18 protein-coding genes are annotated in these 16,281 nt (G+C 74.0%); 8 read left to right on the top strand and 10 right to left on the bottom strand.

The genetic code is table 11. From position 1 onward, the window contains the following. Positions 1 to 1,518: ATP-binding protein (locus ABD296_RS06970; protein WP_344262721.1), on the bottom strand; the 1,518-nt coding region annotated here is incomplete at its 3' end. A 122-nt stretch (positions 1,519 to 1,640) separates the two neighbouring features. Here ABD296_RS06970 and ABD296_RS06965 point away from each other — a divergent pair. Together ABD296_RS06965 and ABD296_RS06960 are read left to right on the top strand one after the other, a co-directional pair. Then, the gene (locus ABD296_RS06965; RefSeq protein ID WP_344262719.1) at positions 1,641 to 2,093 is read left to right on the top strand and encodes a pyridoxamine 5'-phosphate oxidase family protein; all 453 of its coding nucleotides are present in this window, start codon (positions 1,641 to 1,643) and stop codon (positions 2,091 to 2,093) included. Positions 2,094 to 2,180: 87 nt separating this feature from the next. Then, complete coding sequence (locus ABD296_RS06960) at positions 2,181 to 2,744, top strand: helix-turn-helix domain-containing protein (RefSeq protein ID WP_344262716.1); 564 nt, start codon at positions 2,181 to 2,183, stop codon at positions 2,742 to 2,744. A 49-nt stretch (positions 2,745 to 2,793) separates the two neighbouring features. Here ABD296_RS06960 and dnaN read toward each other — a convergent pair whose 3' ends face one another. The 3 genes from dnaN to ABD296_RS06945 form a co-directional block, all read right to left on the bottom strand. Continuing rightward, complete coding sequence (dnaN, locus tag ABD296_RS06955) at positions 2,794 to 3,945, bottom strand: DNA polymerase III subunit beta (protein WP_344262714.1); 1,152 nt, start codon at positions 3,943 to 3,945, stop codon at positions 2,794 to 2,796. Between the two features lie 123 nt (positions 3,946 to 4,068). Beyond that, a complete protein-coding gene (locus ABD296_RS06950; RefSeq protein WP_344262712.1) occupies positions 4,069 to 4,578 on the bottom strand; it encodes a methylated-DNA--[protein]-cysteine S-methyltransferase in 510 nt (169 codons plus the stop codon). A gap of 14 nt (positions 4,579 to 4,592) precedes the next feature. Further along, complete coding sequence (locus tag ABD296_RS06945; RefSeq protein WP_344262710.1) at positions 4,593 to 6,065, bottom strand: AlkA N-terminal domain-containing protein; 1,473 nt, start codon at positions 6,063 to 6,065, stop codon at positions 4,593 to 4,595. Positions 6,066 to 6,253: 188 nt separating this feature from the next. Between ABD296_RS06945 and ABD296_RS06940 the strand changes: the two genes are divergently transcribed. Further along, the gene (locus ABD296_RS06940; protein ID WP_344262708.1) at positions 6,254 to 6,616 is read left to right on the top strand and encodes a nuclear transport factor 2 family protein; all 363 of its coding nucleotides are present in this window, start codon (positions 6,254 to 6,256) and stop codon (positions 6,614 to 6,616) included. A gap of 72 nt (positions 6,617 to 6,688) precedes the next feature. Here the strand turns inward: ABD296_RS06940 and ABD296_RS06935 are convergent, their stop codons facing one another. Both ABD296_RS06935 and ABD296_RS06930 read right to left on the bottom strand, forming a co-directional pair. Further along, on the bottom strand, positions 6,689 to 7,450 hold the full coding sequence (locus tag ABD296_RS06935; RefSeq protein WP_344262706.1) for an SDR family NAD(P)-dependent oxidoreductase: 762 nt from the start codon (positions 7,448 to 7,450) through the stop codon (positions 6,689 to 6,691). 23 nt (positions 7,451 to 7,473) lie between these two features. Then, positions 7,474 to 8,862 (bottom strand): MFS transporter, encoded by a 1,389-nt coding sequence (locus ABD296_RS06930; RefSeq protein ID WP_344262704.1) that lies wholly within the window; start codon positions 8,860 to 8,862, stop codon positions 7,474 to 7,476. Between the two features lie 92 nt (positions 8,863 to 8,954). On the opposite strand from ABD296_RS06930, the gene ABD296_RS06925 reads away from it, so the two are divergent. Next, positions 8,955 to 9,908 carry a helix-turn-helix domain-containing protein gene (locus ABD296_RS06925; RefSeq protein WP_344262702.1) on the top strand — a complete coding sequence of 318 codons (954 nt, stop codon included), beginning with the start codon at positions 8,955 to 8,957 and terminating at the stop codon, positions 9,906 to 9,908. On the opposite strand, the gene ABD296_RS06920 is transcribed toward ABD296_RS06925, so the two are convergent. Then, positions 9,819 to 10,190, bottom strand: coding sequence for a YrdB family protein (locus ABD296_RS06920; RefSeq protein ID WP_344262700.1), 372 nt, complete (start codon positions 10,188 to 10,190; stop codon positions 9,819 to 9,821). The two genes, ABD296_RS06925 and ABD296_RS06920, sit on opposite strands and share 90 nt — an antisense overlap. Positions 10,191 to 10,237: 47 nt before the next feature. On the opposite strand from ABD296_RS06920, the gene ABD296_RS06915 reads away from it, so the two are divergent. Continuing rightward, the gene (locus tag ABD296_RS06915; protein ID WP_344262698.1) at positions 10,238 to 11,377 is read left to right on the top strand and encodes a class I SAM-dependent methyltransferase; all 1,140 of its coding nucleotides are present in this window, start codon (positions 10,238 to 10,240) and stop codon (positions 11,375 to 11,377) included. On the opposite strand, the gene ABD296_RS06910 is transcribed toward ABD296_RS06915, so the two are convergent. Next, a complete protein-coding gene (locus ABD296_RS06910) occupies positions 11,378 to 12,232 on the bottom strand; it encodes a helix-turn-helix transcriptional regulator (RefSeq protein ID WP_344262696.1) in 855 nt (284 codons plus the stop codon). It abuts the gene before it with no gap. Positions 12,233 to 12,499: 267 nt separating this feature from the next. On the opposite strand from ABD296_RS06910, the gene ABD296_RS06905 reads away from it, so the two are divergent. After that, complete coding sequence (locus ABD296_RS06905; protein ID WP_344262694.1) at positions 12,500 to 13,288, top strand: SDR family NAD(P)-dependent oxidoreductase; 789 nt, start codon at positions 12,500 to 12,502, stop codon at positions 13,286 to 13,288. A 2-nt stretch (positions 13,289 to 13,290) separates the two neighbouring features. Here the strand turns inward: ABD296_RS06905 and ABD296_RS06900 are convergent, their stop codons facing one another. Continuing rightward, on the bottom strand, positions 13,291 to 13,671 hold the full coding sequence (locus ABD296_RS06900; protein ID WP_344262692.1) for a nuclear transport factor 2 family protein: 381 nt from the start codon (positions 13,669 to 13,671) through the stop codon (positions 13,291 to 13,293). 87 nt (positions 13,672 to 13,758) lie between these two features. Between ABD296_RS06900 and ABD296_RS06895 the strand changes: the two genes are divergently transcribed. Further along, positions 13,759 to 14,217 (top strand): MarR family winged helix-turn-helix transcriptional regulator, encoded by a 459-nt coding sequence (locus tag ABD296_RS06895; protein WP_344262690.1) that lies wholly within the window; start codon positions 13,759 to 13,761, stop codon positions 14,215 to 14,217. After that, on the top strand, positions 14,214 to 14,720 hold the full coding sequence (locus tag ABD296_RS06890; protein WP_344262688.1) for a GNAT family N-acetyltransferase: 507 nt from the start codon (positions 14,214 to 14,216) through the stop codon (positions 14,718 to 14,720). Before ABD296_RS06895 ends, ABD296_RS06890 begins: the two co-directional genes overlap by 4 nt. Positions 14,721 to 14,733: 13 nt before the next feature. On the opposite strand, the gene ABD296_RS06885 is transcribed toward ABD296_RS06890, so the two are convergent. After that, on the bottom strand, positions 14,734 to 16,281 hold the full coding sequence (locus ABD296_RS06885) for an alpha/beta hydrolase (protein WP_344262686.1): 1,548 nt from the start codon (positions 16,279 to 16,281) through the stop codon (positions 14,734 to 14,736).

The following is a 16,281-nucleotide window of genomic DNA, read 5'->3' as shown; positions in this document are numbered from 1 at the left end:
GGCGTCCTGCTGCGCCGCGTACGCCGCCGGGCCACCGGCGAGCCGCGCCGCCTGCTCGAACCGCTGCTGCGCCTCGCCGAGCAGGGTGCGGGCGAAGGCCAGCTCCGCCATGGACCAGGCGAGCCGGCAGGCGTCCGCGCGCTGCTCCGGCTGGTCGGCGGCCCAGGTGAGGGCGGCCCGCATGTCCTCCGCCACGGAGTCGAACCGGGCGCGCCAGTCCGCACCGCCGGTGTCGCCGAGGGCGTCCGCGCTGGCCAGGCACCAGCGCAGATGCCGTGCCCGGACGCCGGCCAGCTCGCCGGCGCCGGTCAGCCGCTCCGTCCCGTACTGGCGGATCGTCTCCAGCGCGTGGTACCGGGTGCCGGTCTCCGACGGCGCCACGGCCAGCAGGCTCTGCTCGGCCAGCCTGCCGAGCCCGTCGACGACCGCCGCGGCGTCCAGCGGCCCGAACCCGGCGACCTCGACGGCCACGTCGGGGGTGAACGGCGCGACGAACACCGACACCCGGTGCAGGAGCGCCTGGTCCGGCGGCTCCAGCAGGTCATGGCTCCAGTCCAGCACCGCCCGCACCGACCGGTGCCGGTCGTCGGCGCGGGACCCGCCGGTGAGGATCCGCAGCTGGTCGGAGAGGCCGGCGGTGAGGCCGTCCAGCCCGAGCGTCGACCACCGCGCCGCCGCCAGCTCGATCGCCAGCGCCATGCCGCCGAGCCCCTCGCAGACGGCCGCGACCTCCTCGCCCGCCGCCGGGCCCGGCGGCAGGCCGACCGCCGCCGCCCGGTCCATGAACAGGGCCACCGCCTCCGACTCGTCGCCGCCCTCCCGCGACAGCGGCGGGACGGGGAAGACCCGCTCGAACGGCACCATCAGCCGGGCCCGGCTCGTCACGAGCACCCGCAGCCGCGGGCACGCCGCCAGCAGCCGCTCCAGGAACGGCGCGACCCCGTCGCGCACGTGCTCGCAGTTGTCCAGCACCAGCAGCGCCCGGTGGTCCGCGAGCGCGGCCAGCACCGCGTCGTCGATGCCGATGCCGGGCTGCTCGCCCACGCCGACCGCCGCCGCGACCGCCGACCCCACCCGGTCCGGCTCGGTGATCGGGACGAGGTCGACGAACCACACCCCGTCGGCGAACGCGCCGGCCGTGTCGTTCGCCATGTCCGCCGCCACCTGCAGCGCGAGGCGCGTCTTGCCGACGCCGCCCGGGCCGGCCACCGTCACCAGCCGGTGCGCCCGCACCGCCTCGGCCAGCTCCGCGCGCTCCCGCACCCGGCCGACGAACGACGTCAGCGCCGCGGGCAGGGCGGGCGCCGAGCGCGACCGCTCGGCGCGCGCGACCTCGGCCGCGTGCCGGGCGAGCGCCCGCCGGTCCGGCAGCTGCAGCTTGCGCAGCAGCGAGGAGACGTGCGACTCCACGGTGCGCACCGAGATGACCAGGCGCGCGGCGATCTCCGCGTTGGTGAGGTGCTCCCCGAGCAGCGCGAGCACTTCGGCTTCCCGGGCGGAGACCGCTGGGCTGTGCATCGGCTCATTATCCGTGGTCGGTTTCCGTGATCAGCACGGAGGCGGCCCGTGGCCCCGCCGGGAGAGGCTCTGACCACGGCGATCGGCCCGGCCGATCGCGACCCGCGACCCCAGGAGCGACCATGAGCACCGCACCCCGCCCGCGCGGCCTGCGCCGCCGCGACACCGAGCACCGGCTCGCCCACGACGTCGACGTCTGGGTGGCCAGCGCGTCCGCCGACGGCGTCCCGTACCTCGTGCCGCTGTCCTTCGACTGGGACGGGGAGACCCTCCTGGCGGCCACCCCGGCGAACAGCCCCACCGGCCGGAACCTGGCCGCCACCCGGACCGTCCGGCTCGGGCTGGGCCCCACCCGCGACGTCTCGATGATCGACGGCGACGTCGAGGTCCTGGAGCTCGACGCGCTGCCGCAGGAGCGGGCCGACCGGTTCGCCGAACACGCCGGCTTCGACCCGCGCGAGGCGGCCGGGCCGTACCGGTGGTTCCGCATCACCCCGCGCCGCGTCCAGGCCTGGCGCGAGGCGGACGAGCTGGCGGGCCGCGAGCTGATGCGCGACGGCCACTGGCTGACCTGACCCCGGCGGGCCCGCCGGGACTCCGCCGGTCGTTGATGGTGGGATCGTGGGGGACGTCGGGCAGGGCCGTGCGTGCGGGAGGTCGGGTTGAGCGGGCAGGAGGCGATCGGCGAGGCCGTCGCCAGGACCGTCCGGGCGCTGCGGGCCGGACACGGCTGGAGCCTGGACGAGCTGGCCGGGCGGTCCGGCGTCAGCAAGGGCGTCCTGGTCGGGCTGGAGCAGGGGCGCGGCAACCCCAACCTCGGCACGCTCATCCGGATCTCGGACGCGCTCGGCGTGCCGCTGACCCGGCTGGTGCAGGTGGAGGAGGAGCCGCCGGTGCGGGTGTTCCGCCCGGAACGGCACGTCGTGCTGTGGGAGGGCGAGAACGGCGGGACGGGGACGCTGCTGGCGGGCAGCGACCCGCGCCCGTCGCTGGAGCTGTGGCGGTGGGAGCTGCGGCCCGGCGAGGCCCGGGACAGCGACCCCCACGTCCCCGGCACCAAGGAGATCGTCTACGTGGAGGCGGGCACGCTGACCCTCCGCGTGGACGGCCGCACCGACCTCATCGAGGCGGGGACCGCCGCCGTGTTCGTCGGGGACCGCCCGCACTCCTACGGCAACGCGGCCTCGGACGACCTGCGGTTCGTCCTCGCCGTCCTCGACCTCTGACCCACCGCCCCCGCCCGAACGAGCGGATCCCTCCTCCCCGCGGTCGTGGTCAGGAGGTCAGGCGGACGGGCATGGCCAGGTAGCGGAAGCCGGTGTCGGAGGGGGCGTCGGGGTCCGGCTCCTCGCCGTCCTTGCGGTCGGGGATGCCGGTGAGCAGGGCGGCCTTGGTGGGGCCGGCGCATTCGAGCCGGGCGTACTCGGTGTCGATGCCGGCCAGGCCGTCCAGCAGGTACTGCGGCGCGAACGCGATGTCGATGTCGTCGCCGGACAGCTCGACGCCGACGCTCTCGTTCGCGCGGGCCGAGTCGCCCGACGCGGCGCGGATGCGGACCTCGCCGGCGGTGAAGGCGAGCCGGATCGGGGTGCCGCGCTCGGTGACCAGCGACGCCCGCTTGATCGCCTCGACGAACGGGGCGGTGCGGATCTCGGCGACCGACGTCCAGTCGCCGGTGAGCCGGGACCGGTAGTTGATGTACTGGTCGTCGAGCAGGCGGCTGGTCATGCTGCGGCCCCCGCCGGAGACGCCGATCAGGGTGTCGGCGGCTCCGGTGAGGTCGATGGCGACCTCGGCGCCGGGCCGGATGGCCTTGGCGGTGTCGGCGAGGGTGCGGGCGGGCACGACGACGCCGGCGGTGAAGCCGGCCTCGGCCGGGGACCAGGTCAGCTCGCGGGCGGCGATGCGGTACCGGTCGGTGCAGGCGAGCCACATGGTGTCGCCGTCGATGTCGATGCGGACGCCGGTGAGCATCGGCAGGGTGTCGTCGCGGCCGGCGGCCGGGACGACCTGGCCGACGGCGGCGGCGAACAGGTCGCCGGGGACGGTGCCCGCGCGGGCGGGCGGCTCGGGGAGCGTCGGGTAGTCCTCGACGGGCAGCGTGAGCAGGCCGAACTCGGCGGGCCCGCAGCGCAGCACGACCTCGGCGCCCTTGGTGGTGAACTCCACCGGCTGCGCGGGCAGGTTCCGGACGATCTCGGCGAGGAGCCGGCCGGGGACGAGCGCGCGGCCGGGTTCGGCGACGTCGGCGTCGATCCGCGCGCGGGCCGACACCTCGTAGTCGAATCCGGCGAGGGCCAGCCCGCCGTCGGCGGTGGCCTCGACGAGCATGCCGGCCAGGACGGGCAGCGCCGGGCGCGCGGGCAGCGTCCGCGCCGCCCACGCCACGGCCTCGGCGAGCGTCTGACGGTCGACTCGGAACTCCACCTTGGTCTGCCTTTCCCGATTCCACGTCCCTCTTCAAGCACGGTAACCGCCGGCACTGACAATCCGCGGTCCCCCCGGTCGGGAAAGGCCCGGCCCGCCGTCCGCGCAGGATGGTCTGAGGGGTCAGAACAGGACCTGGTCTGCGGTGCGGGTCTTGCGCTCGAAGTCGAGGAGGTAGCGCTTGCGGTCGAGTCCGCCGCCGTAGCCGGTGAGGCTGCCGGTGGATCCGACGACGCGGTGGCACGGGACGATGACGCCGACCGGGTTCTTGCCGTTGGCGAGGCCGACGGCACGGGACGCGCTGGGCTTGCCCAGCTCGACGGCCAGCTCGCCGTAGGTGGTGGTCTCGCCGTAGGGGATCTCTCGCAGCGCGGCCCAGACGCGTCCTTGGAACGGTGTGCCGCGCAGGGCGAGCGGCAGGTCGAAGTCGGTCAGGTCACCCGCGAAGTACGCGGCGAGCTGCTCAGCCGCGGCGGCGAAGGGCTCGGCGTCCGGGTTCCCGGGGGTACCGAAGGTCTCCTGAGGCGGACGGTGCCGCTGATTCACCATGTAGAGGCCGGACAAGGCGCCGTCCATGGCCACCAGGGTGAGCGGCCCGACGGGACTGTCCACGACGACATGCGTCGGTTCCATGGGATGTCTCCTGGTCAGTTGGCGGGGAGGAGGTTGATGGGGTGGTCGCCCGTCGCCCACAGGTACTGGACGGCGTAGGCGCGCCATGGGCGCCATTGTGCGGCGTGCTTGGTGAGGGCCGCCGGTGTGGCGGCCAGGCCCAGCGCCTTGGCGGCGGCCTTGATGCCGAGGTCGCCCGGTATGAACGCGTCGGGGTCCCCTAGGGCGCGCATCGCGATGGTCTCGACCGTCCAGGGGCCGAAGCCGGGGAGGGCGGCGAGACGCGAGCGGGCCTCTTCCCAATCACTCCCTACACCGAGGTCGATCTCGCCATTGGCGAGCGCGTCGACGAGGGTGGTGAGCGTGGTGCGCCGGGTCTTGGGGAAGGCGAGTGCCTCGGGGTCCAGTTCCGCCAGTGCGGCCGGTGTGGGGAAGAGGTGGGTGAGGCCGCCTCCCGGGTCGGTGATGGGGTCGCCATAGGCGGTGACGAGGCGCGCCGCGTGTGTGCGCGCGGCGGCCACGGACACCTGCTGTCCGAGGACGGCCCGGACGGCGAACTCCGGTGCGTCCATGGTGCGCGGCACACGGCGCCCGGGTGATTTGTCGACAAGCGGTGCCATGACGGGGTCCGCCCGAAGGAGGTCGTCCACGGCGACGGGATCGGCGTCGAGGTCGAGCATCCACCGGCATCGGCTTATCGCGATGGTCAGGTCGCGCAGGTCGCTGAGCGTCAGCGTGCAGGCGACATGGTCGGGGCGCGGGCTCAGGGCGGCGATGCCGTGCCCGTGGGGGAGCCGCATGGTGCGGCGGAAGGCGCCGTCCCGCCACTCCTCGACGCCGGGGACGGCGGTGGCCGTCAGATGTCCGAAAAGGTTGTCGGGGCAGAGCGGCGCGCGGAACGGGAGCCGCAGCGACAGCGATCCCGAGCCCGCGGGCGGGTGCCCCTTGGCGACGCGGTCCCGCAGCCCGCTCGGGGTGAGCGCGAACACCTCCCGGACGGTGTCGTTGAACGCGCGGATGCTGGCGAATCCCGCCGCGAAGGCGATGTCGCCCATGGGAAGCGGTGTCGTCTCGATGAGGAGCCGCGCTGTCTGGGCTCGTTGCGCGCGTGCGAGGGCGAGTGGTCCCGCGCCGAGTTCGGCGTTGAGCTGGCGTTCGATCTGGCGGGTGCTGTAGCCGAGGCGTCCGGCGAGGCCGGGGACGCCGTCGCGGTCGACGACGCCGTCGGCGATGAGGCGCATCGCGCGCGCCACCACGTCGGCGCGGTGGTTCCATTCGGGGGAGCCGGGGCTGGTGTCGGGCCGGCAGCGCTTGCAGGCGCGGAAACCGGCCTGCTGCGCGGCGGCGGCGCTGGGGTAGAACCGCATGTTCTGGGGCTTCGGGGGCACGACCGGGCAGCTCGGACGGCAGTAGATCCCGGTGGTCACGACCCCGGTGAAGAACCATCCGTCGAAGCGGGCGTCCTTCGACTGGACGGCCCGCACGCACCTTTCCACGTCTTCGTGCATGCCTCCAGCATCACCGATGGTCAGCCATGTTCACTGGCGGAAAAGCGACATCATCCTCGCGGCCCTCCAGCGGGCCGCCGGCGGCATGACGTCGCAGGTAATCGATCTTCGGGCGGCCTGTTGGCAGCGTAGGGGTCACCGGGGACGGACGAACCCGGACGAATGACACGAACGACAGGAGAACCGAGATGAGCGACGTTCAGCAGCGGGTCGAGCGCTACCTGGCCGCCTGGAACGAGACCGACCCCGCCGCCCGCCGCGCCGCGATCGACGCGCTATGGACCGAGAACCCCGTCTACGTCGACCCGCTCGGCGTCGCCGAGGGCCGCGACGCGATCGACGCGTTCATCGCCGCCGCGCAGGGCCAGTTCCCCGGCCTGGTGTTCCGGGCCGCCGGCGTGGTCGACGCCCACCACGACGTGGCCCGCTTCACCTGGGAGCTCGGCCCCGAGGGCGGCGAGGCGCTCGTGGTCGGCTTCGACGTGGCGACCTTCGACGACGCCGGCCGCTTCGACCGCGTGACCGGCTTCCTCGACAAGGTCCCGGTCTGAAGAGATCGAGCCGCAGGTGAAGAAGGCGATGTGCCGGTCGCGGCCCGCGCCCGGCACATCGCCTTCTCCGGTTCAGATCTGCCGCAGGGCTCCCCCGTCGACGGCCCATTCGGCGCCTGTCACCTGGGACGCCAGCCGGGACAGCAGGAAGGCGATGACGCGTGCCACGTCCTGCGGGGTGCCGAGCCGTCCCGTCGGGAGCCGGCGCTCCTCCCGGACGAAACGGTCGATCGCCTGCTCCACCGGCAGCCCGTACTGCTCCGACAGCTGCTCGGCGAACCCGCCGGGCTCGTCCCACAGCCGCGTCCGCGTGGGGCCGGGAGTGACGACGTTGGAGCGGATGCCACACCGGCCGAACTCCCCCGCCAGCGTCTTCGACACCGACAGCAGCGCCGTCTTGGACGCCGCATAGTCGACCAGCGGCGTGTCGGGGAAGCGCGCGGCCTCGCTCGACACGTGCACCAGGCTGCCCGCGCCCTGGTCGATCAGCGCGGGGAGCGCGGCGCGCGCCATCCGGACGGCGGCGTGGAAGTTCAGCTCGAACGTGGCGTGCCACTGATCGTCGGTCACGTCCAGGAAACCGATCCGCGAGTCGAGGGCTCCGGCGTTGTTGACCAGGCCGTCCAGGCGTCCGTGCCGGTCGAGCGCGGCGTCCACGATCCGCTGCGCGGCGGACGGGTCGGTGAGGTCGGCGGCGACGCCGTCCCCGAGCGGGGTGCGGGCGACGCCGACGACGCGCGCACCCTCGTCCGCGAGCAGCCGGGCGGTCGCCGCGCCGATCCCGGCGGAGGCGCCGGTGACGATGAACACCCTGCCGGCGAGTTCGAGATCCATCGGAGGTCGTCCCTTCCAGGAGTTCAGGAGCGGCGGAGGAACAGCCCGACCAGGGCGGCTCCGGCGAGGGCGATCAGCGCGTTGACCAGCGTCGCGACGTGCACGCCGCCGAGGACGGAGGAGTTCGCGGTGGCGACGGCGCTCATCACCGGGATGCCGAGGGTGATCGCGACCTGCTGGGTCATGGTGGCGAGGCCGGTCGCCAGGCCCTGCTCGCCGTCCGGCAGCCCGGACGTCGCGGTGCCCATGAACGCGACGATCGCGACGAGGTTCCCGAACCCGCCGATCGCGGTCGCGGCCAGCATCAGCGGGAGCGCGGAACGATCGGCGCCGAGGCCGAGCAGCGCGGCGGTCGCGGCGGCCTGCAGGACGAGCCCGGCGACCAGCGTCGCCCGCCCGCCGAACCGGCCCATGATCCGGGGTGCGGCGACGCCGCCCGCGAACGTCCCGGCGCCGAGGACGCCGAGCGCGAGGCCGGTGGTCAGCGGCGAGAAGTCCAGCACCTGCTGCAGGTAGAGGGTCATCAGGAACACCAGCGAGGTCTCGGTGGCGAAGGCCACGAAGCCGCCCGCGTTGCCCCAGGTGACCGTCCGGCGCGTCAGCACGCTCAGCGGCGCGAGCGGGGCCGGGGAACGCCGCTCGACCAGCACGAACGCGACCAGCAGGACGACGGCGGCGGCAAGCGCGACGAGGGCGACCGGGTCGGTCCAGCCGTGCTGCCCGGCGGCCGTGATGCCGTAGACGAGGGCGAGCAGGCCGCCGGTGACGGTGACCGCGCCGGGGACGTCCAGCCGCGCGCGGTCCCGCGAGCGGCTCTCTGCGACCAGCGCGGGCGTCACCGCAAGGATCACCACCGCGACCGGCACGTTGATCAGGAACGCCCAGCGCCAGCTCAGCAGGTCGGTGAGCACGCCGCCGAGCACCGCACCGACGGTGAAACCGGCCGACATGAGCGCGCCACTGAGGCCGAGCGCCCGCGTCCGCAGCGGCCCCTCGGGGAACGAGGTGGTCAGCAGCGACAGCGCCGCGGGCGTCGCGATCGCGGTCGCCAGGCCCTGCAGCACGCGGGCGGTCAGCAGCATCGCGGGGGACGCGGCGAACCCGCCGATCAGCGAGCCGGCGGCCAGCAGCGCCATGCCGGCGAGCAGCATCCGGCGGCGTCCCGCCAGGTCGGCGACGCGGCCGAACAGCAGCGTGAAGCCGGCGGCGGGCAGCGCGAACGCGGTCGCGATCCACTGCAGCTGGTCCAGGCCGAAGCCGAGGCCGCGGCCGACCACCGGAAGCGCCACGTTGAGGATGGAGAAGTCAATGGCGAGCATGAACTGCGCGCCGAGGAGCAGGGTAAGGATCAGCTTGTGCCGCGGGGACATCCGCTCGGGGGCGGCGACCGCGGCGTTCGTGAGAACGCTCATAGCAGCGACTCTCGCGCCGCGCGGCGCGCCTACCCAGCCCCCGGCCTTTCGTACCACCGGCAGTAGCAGGCTTAACGGATAATCTCACCGGCATGGCGCGCAACACCGAACTGGGCGATTTCCTCAAGTCGCGGCGGGCACGGCTGCGTCCCGAGGACGCCGGCGTCGCCTCCTACGGGACGCGCCGCCGCGTGCCGGGACTGCGGCGCGAGGAGCTGGCGCAGCTGGCGGGCGTCAGCGTCGCCTACTACATCCGGCTGGAGCAGGGCACGGCGGACGGTGTGTCCACCGAGATCCTCGACGCGATCTCGCGGGCGCTGCGGCTGGACGCCGACGAGCACGCCCACCTGCACCGGCTCGCGCATCCGCCGCGCCGTTCCCGCCCGCGCGCCCCCGCCCGGCTGCGTCCGCCGCTCCAGCACCTGCTGGACTCGATCACGCACGCGCCCGCGTACGTCGTCGGGCACTACACCAACGTCGTCGGCTGGAACCGGCTCACCGCCGCGATCTTCGTCGACCTCGCGAACGTCCCGCCGGACGAGCGGACCTGGTCGCACCAGATCCACCTCAACGCCGACTACCGGGTGCGGCTCGGGGACAACTGGATCACGGTCGCCCGCCGCAACGTCGCCTACCTGCGCTTCCGCTCCGGGCAGGACCCGGACGACCCGCGCCTGCGCGCGCTGATCGGCGACCTGCGGGAGCGGAGCCCCGAGTTCGGGCGGCTGTGGTCGGCGCACCACGTCACCGACCTGGCGTACGGCGAGGCCCGCATCGACCACCCCGACGTCGGACGGCTCGTCCTGCCGTTCGAGACCCTGCACCTGCCGGGCGACCCCGAGCTCAGCCGGCTGATGCTCTACGCCGCCGAGCCCGGCTCGCCGTCGGAGGCCGCGCTCCGCAAGCTCGCGGAGACGTCCCGGCACCTGTCCAGCGCCGACCTCGCCGCCATGGGGTCACTCGACGGCGGCGCGGAAGGCGGCGTCGCGGTCGGCGGTGGCCAGGGCGGTGTTAAGGACGGCGACGATGGCGAAGGCGACCGCTAGGGCGGTGTGGTCGACGCCATAGAGCGCGAGGGCCCCGGCGCCGAAGACGACCGCCTTCACCAGCAGCACGAACGGCAGCGCGACCTTGAAGCGGGCGCGGGGCGCGGCGAACATCCCCCACAGGACCATCGCCGCCGCCGGCGTCCCGATGCCGAGGACGATGTGGACGATCATGTTCCCGCCCGTGGTGAAGCCCCACCACGCCAGCGCTGCGAGCGCGGCGATCTCCAGCAGGAAGGCCAGGCCCTCGTTCAGCACGTGCAACGGACCTGGTAGACGCATGCGTTGATCGTCCCACCGGGCTCCCCGCCGCCGCTACCCTGCTCCCTGTGGACGAGCGGACCGTGATCGGCTGGCACGAGGACGGCCGGGACCGCTCGGCGCGATGGCGGTCGGAGAGCGGCGCGGCTCCGCCCCGCCGCGTGGTGGCCGCCGACGACGCGACGCGGGCCGACGAGGCGTACCGGCTGGCCTGCGAGGGCACGGCGCTGCTGTGGCGCGGCGACTTCCAGAACGCGCGCCAACTGCTCACGGCGATGGCGCGGCGGGTCGACCGGACGCCGCGTAAACGCAAGCGCAAGACGGAGCAGCCGTCCCAGGTCCAGGCGTTCCACCTCTACCGGCAGGCGCGCGCGCAGCGCGCCCGTACGCTCGGCATGCTCCTCATCCCGGTCGAGCCCGGACACACGATCCCGCTACGGCGCGCACCGGACGTCGTAGCGGCGTGCACGGAGGCGTACGGTCCGGCTGACGAGCCCTATGTCACGTCCTTGCGGGAGCTGCTCGGGCTGGTCGGCGCGCACGAGTGGCGGGAGAAGGGCGTGCCGATCCCTGCGCTGGGAGGCGATCGCGTCCACCCGCACTACGGGGTGTTCTCGCCGGTAAGGGGCGAGTACGTGGACCTCGTCGCGCAAGCGCCGCTGCCCGCGACGACGGTCGCGTTCGACATCGGTACGGGGACGGGCGTGCTCGCCGCAGTGCTCGCGCGGCGCGGGATGGAACGCGTCGTCGCCACCGACCAGGACCCGCGCGCGCTTGCCTGCGCCCACGACAACATCGAGCGGCTGGACCTGGCCAAGCGCGTCGAACTCGTCCAGGTCGACCTGTTCCCGGAAGGACGCGCGCCGCTCATCGTGTGCAACCCGCCCTGGCTTCCGGGCAAGCCGGCTACGCCGCTCGAACACGCGGTGTACGACGCGGGCGGCCGGATGCTGCGCGGTTTCCTGGCCGGTCTCGCCGGCCGTCTGGAACCGGGCGGCGAGGGCTGGCTGATCATGTCCGACCTGGCCGAACACCTCGGGCTGCGCTCGCGCGAGGAGTTGCTCGGGCTGTTCGACGCGGCCGGCCTGACCGTCGCCGGACGCCTCGACACCAAGCCCGCTCATCCCCGCACCGCCGACGCCGACGACCCCCTGCACGCCGCCCGCGCCGCCGAGACGACGTCCCTCTGGCGGCTCGCCGCCCGCTAGTCACACGTGGCTGCGGTGCGCCGTCTCTGGGCCGATGACGCGGAGGAGTTCGAGGGCCTCCATGGCGCCCGAGCCGGGCGGCGGCGTGAAGACGAACACCCGCTGGTCCTCGGCCGGGGTCAGCAGGGCCTCGGTGTCGAACTCGATGGCGCCGATCTCCGGGTGCAGCACCTTCATCCGGCTGGTGCGGTGGACGGCGACCTCGTGCCGCTCCCATAGCCGGGTGAACTCCTCGCTCGCGCCGTGCAACCGTTCGACCAGCGCGGACGCGGCGGCGTCGTTGCCGCGGCGGACGGCGGCGGCACGCAGGTGGGCGACGTGCTGCCGGCTGTGGTGCTCGTGCTCGTCCTCCGGATACGCCGACCGGACGAACGGGTCGGTGAACCACCGCCACACGATGTTCCGGTCAGGCTCCTCGACCGTGCAGACGCAGCCGAAAAGGGCCTCGGCGAGGGCGTTCTGAGCGAGCAGGTCGCCGAGGTCACCGAGGATCTGCGCGGGCGTCTCGTGCAGCCGGTCCAGCAGGTAGAGCAGGCCCGGCCGGACGTGCTCGCCCGCGAACGGGCCCGCCGGCGGCCGGTGCCCGGCGAGCAGGTACAGGTGGTCGCGCTCGTCCGCGGTCAGCCGCAGCGCACGGGCGAGCGAGCCGAGCAGCTGCGCCGACGGCTGCGGGCTGCGGGCCTGTTCGAGGCGCATGTAGTAGTCCGCCGACATGCCCGCGAGCTGCGACACCTCTTCGCGGCGCAGCCCCGGGGTGCGGCGGCGCGGCCCGGCGGGCAGGCCGACCTCCTGCGGGCGCAGCCGCTCGCGGGAGCGGCGGAGGAAGTCGGCGAGCTCCGTGCGGTCCATCTGCATGCCCCCATGATTCCGCGCCCGGCCTGCATGTTCGAAGGGCTCAGACTGGGACCGCCCGTCCTAGCCAAAGCGGTCCGCGCGACTACGCCGAGCTGGACACCGGCCATGTCGCGTTGGAGGAGCGTCCGGACGAGTTCGTGAAGCTCGTCCGGGAGTTCTCGACCGGCCGTGACCCGCGTCCCGCGGCGGCGCGCCCAGCCTGGTAGATCGAATACCAGGTTGAGCGGGCCCTGGTTACCTCCGCCGCCCGCCGAGCAGGATGGGGCCATGCGTCCCATCGACCAGCAGACCATCCTGATCACCGGCGCGACCGACGGGCTCGGCCGCGCCCTGGCCGGCGAGCTCGCCGCCGAGGGCGCGACGGTGCTGGTGCACGGCCGCGACGACCGGCGCGGCGAGGACACCCTCAAGGAGATCGGCGGCCGGGCGTCCTGGTACCGCGCCGACCTGGCGTCGTTCGCCGAGACCCGCGCGCTCGCCGAGGCGGTCCGCGCCGACCATCCCCGGCTGGACGTCCTGGTCAACAACGCCGGGATCGGGACCGCCGGGCCGCGCCGGGAGAGCGCCGACGGCCACGAGCTGACCTTCCAGGTCAACTACCTCTCCGGGTACCTGCTGACCCGGCTGCTGCTGCCGGTGCTGACCGCCTCCGCGCCGGCCCGCATCGTCAACGTCAGCAGCCTCGGGCAGGCCGCCATCGACTTCGACGACCCGATGATCACCCGCGGCTACAACGGGACCCGCGCCTACGGCCAGAGCAAGCTCGCGCAGATCATGTTCACCGTCGACCTCGCCGCCGAGCTGGCCGGGACGGGCGTCACCGCGACCGCCCTGCACCCGGCCACCTACATGCCGACGAAGATGGTCCCGTCGCCGATCAGCACGCTGGAGGAGGGCGTCCGCGCGACGCACCGGCTCGTCACCGACCCGGCCCTGGACGAGGTGTCCGGCCGGTTCTTCAACGGGCTGCGGGAGTCGCGCGCGAGCGACCAGGCCTACGACCCGAAGGCCCGCGCCCGGCTCCGCGAGCTGTCCGAGCGGCTCACCACCCCCTGACGTCAGGCGTTCTGCAACTCCCAGACCACGCTCGAGCGGACCCGGGAGATCCGCCAGCCGTCCGGCGTGCGGGCCGCCTCCAGGGCGTACCGCTCGCCCAGCACGCGCGGCCCGCCGTCGTGCGCGAAGACGACGAGCAGGTTGGCGTCGATGGCGGCCCGGTCGCCGTCGACCTCGATCAGCGGGTTCGTGATGAAGTGCTGCGTCGGGACGGTGTGGTTGCGGCGGGCCTGCACGGCCAGCGCGTCGGCTCCCCTGGACGTCCCGCCGGGCGTCGTGACCTCGGCGTCCTCGGTGAAGACGGCGTGGGCGTCGTCGAAGCGCTTGTCGTCCAGCCACCGGCCGAGCCGTCCGACCAGCTCGATCAGTTCGTCGTTGTCCATGGCCCCTCCATTTGTTGGCATGGCCAATATTGGTACGCCCCACAGTAGCGTGGATCGTTGGCTCTGCCAACAAGTAGACTGGCGCGCGTGATCTCCGACGACGCCCGGCCGCCCGAACGGCTCCGGCACGCCGCCAGCTGGCTGATCAGCCAGGCCTCCGCGCAGAGCCACCGGCTCGTCGCCGACGGCTTCGCCGCCGCCGGCGCGCGCGGGTACCACTACCGGCTGCTCGCCACGCTGGAGGAGTACGGCCCGGCCAGCCAGGCCGACCTCGGCCGGCGCGCCGCCATCGACCGCAGCGACGTCGTCGCCGCCCTCAACGAGATGGCCGCCAAGAAGCTGGTCGAACGCGCCCCCGACCCGGCCGACCGGCGGCGCAACATCATCACGCTCACCCCCGCCGGCCGCCGCCACCTGCGCGAACTCGACGATGTCCTGGCCGGCATCCAGGACGCGCTGCTCGCGCCGCTGTCCCCGCCAGAACGCGTGCAGCTCACCGAGCTGCTCACCCGCGTCACCGACCACCACGCGAAAACCCGCCCATGACCCTGCACTTCGTCGAACTCCCGCCTCCGGTCATGACCGCTCTGCTGGACGGTGACCTCTCCGCCGCCTCCGCCCTCGCCGGCGCCCCGCTCACCGAGTACTTTGTCGACGACGACGCCAAATGGCTCTGGCGGTACCGGCTCGACCAGTTGCAGCGGTCCCCCGAGGACGCCGCCTGGATCGTCCGCGCCGCCGTCAGTGAACCCGGCGGCGCCGTCGTCGGGCACTGCGGCTTCCACTCCGCGCCCGACGAGAACGGCACCGTCGAGATCTCCTACTCCGTCGACCCCGCCCACCGGCGCCGCGGCCACGCCACCGCCATGCTCGCCGCCCTCCTGGACCGCGCCACCGCCGAACCGTCCGTCCGGACCGTCCGCGCCTCGGTCGGCCCCCGCAACGCCGCGTCCCTCGCCACCCTCGCCGGCCACGGATTCACCCACGTCGGCGAGCAGTGGGACGACCTCGACGGCCGCGAGCTCGTCTTCGAGCGTCCCGTCCGCTGAGCCCGCCGTGGCGTCAGCCGATCGGCATCGTCACCGCGATCGGCCAGGCCAGCAGGACGCCGCCGACCAGCGCGGTCACCCACACGGGCGCCCGGACCGCGCGCAGCGCCGCCGCCTGGACGCCCTGCCAGACCAGCAGCGCGGCGATCAGCGGCGCCACCAGCAGCACGAACCACGACACCAGGCCGAGGACGGCGGCCAGCCCCAGACCGGCCAGTGCCCCGGCCGCCGTCCAGGCGTGGATCAGCGCGGCGGCCCGCGCGCCATATCCCTCGCACAACGCCTCGATCCCGGCGAAGAACACCATGGCGCACAAGGCGACCGCCGCCAGCGCCCAGGGCCGGGGCCCGACCGGAACGGCATGCGCCCAACCCAACTGAGCCGGCACGGCGAACGACACCACCGTCAACACCACCAGCACGACGGCGGCCGTGGCGATCCGCCTCCACGACCGTCCGCCCGCCTCCTCGCGGCCCCTGCGCCGGACGAGCCGCACCGCGGCGCACAGGACGCCGATGACGCCGAAGAACCCGGCCAGCGGCCCCGCCAACCCCACCGGCAGCAGCCCTAGCGGAATGACCGCGACGCCCGCGACCGCCGCCAGGACAGCGCCCGCAGGCGCGCCCAGAACAAGGGGCAACGGCAGCTTCGCGTGCCCGCCGCGCTCACCAACGGGCCGCCCCAGCAGCGCCGACGCGATCGCGCCGAAACTCAGCACGGCCGCCAGATGCAGCAGCATCGCCGATCCCGCCCGCTGGAACGGCCGGATCCCAACACTCCCACCGGCGGGACGGCCGAAAGCCCGATCGAACCAGGCGGCCGCCTCGCGGTGCGTCCGCGGCTGGAAGAGGACACCGACATGTTCGGCGCCGCCCACGATGACGGCCCGCCGCGCCGTCCCCGCGCGCGGATCCCCGTACGTGACGCCGGCACGCCCCTGTGGATAAGCCGCCCGGAGCGCGCCGACGGCCCCGTCACGGAAGTCGGCGAACTCCAGGCCGCCCGCGAGCAGGAGCAGGTTCCGCGGACGCGAAGCCGCCCCGCCGAACGGCATCGTCCCCTGCGAAATGGCCACCGTCGCCCGAACGTCCGGATGCGCTTCCGCGTAACGCACCACGGCGGCGGCGCCCATCGAATGGCCGAGAAGGCCGATCCGCGCGCCGTCCACCCCCGGCAGGGTCCGCAGATGACGGACCGCGACGTCCAGGTCCCGGTCCAGCCGCGCGTCCGCGGCCGGCCCGTCTCCCATGTTCGGCAACCGTTCGGTATTGGCGCCGCCACCCGCGAGATCCACCAGCTCGACCACGTACCCGCGACGCGCCAGCGTGTCCGCGAACCCCCGCATGAGCTGCATGCTCGCCGACAGCCCGTGCGCGACCACCACCCCCGGAAGCCGCCGCGCCTCTCCCTCGGGCCGCACCACCTCCACCGGCACCCCCGACACCACGGCGGACCGCCGCTCGACCCCCCGGTCAGCCGTCACCAACCCGGCGACCCCCACCACGGCCGCGACCACGGCGACCACCAGCACCGCGCACCGCCCCCACCGTTTCTCCCGCAC

This window comes from Actinomadura napierensis (genome assembly GCF_039529375.1).
GTDB classification, from domain to species: Bacteria; Actinomycetota; Actinomycetes; order Streptosporangiales; family Streptosporangiaceae; genus Spirillospora; species Spirillospora napierensis.
The sequence above is the reverse complement of the archived record's forward strand: the minus strand, read 5'-3'. Positions and strand labels throughout refer to the sequence as shown.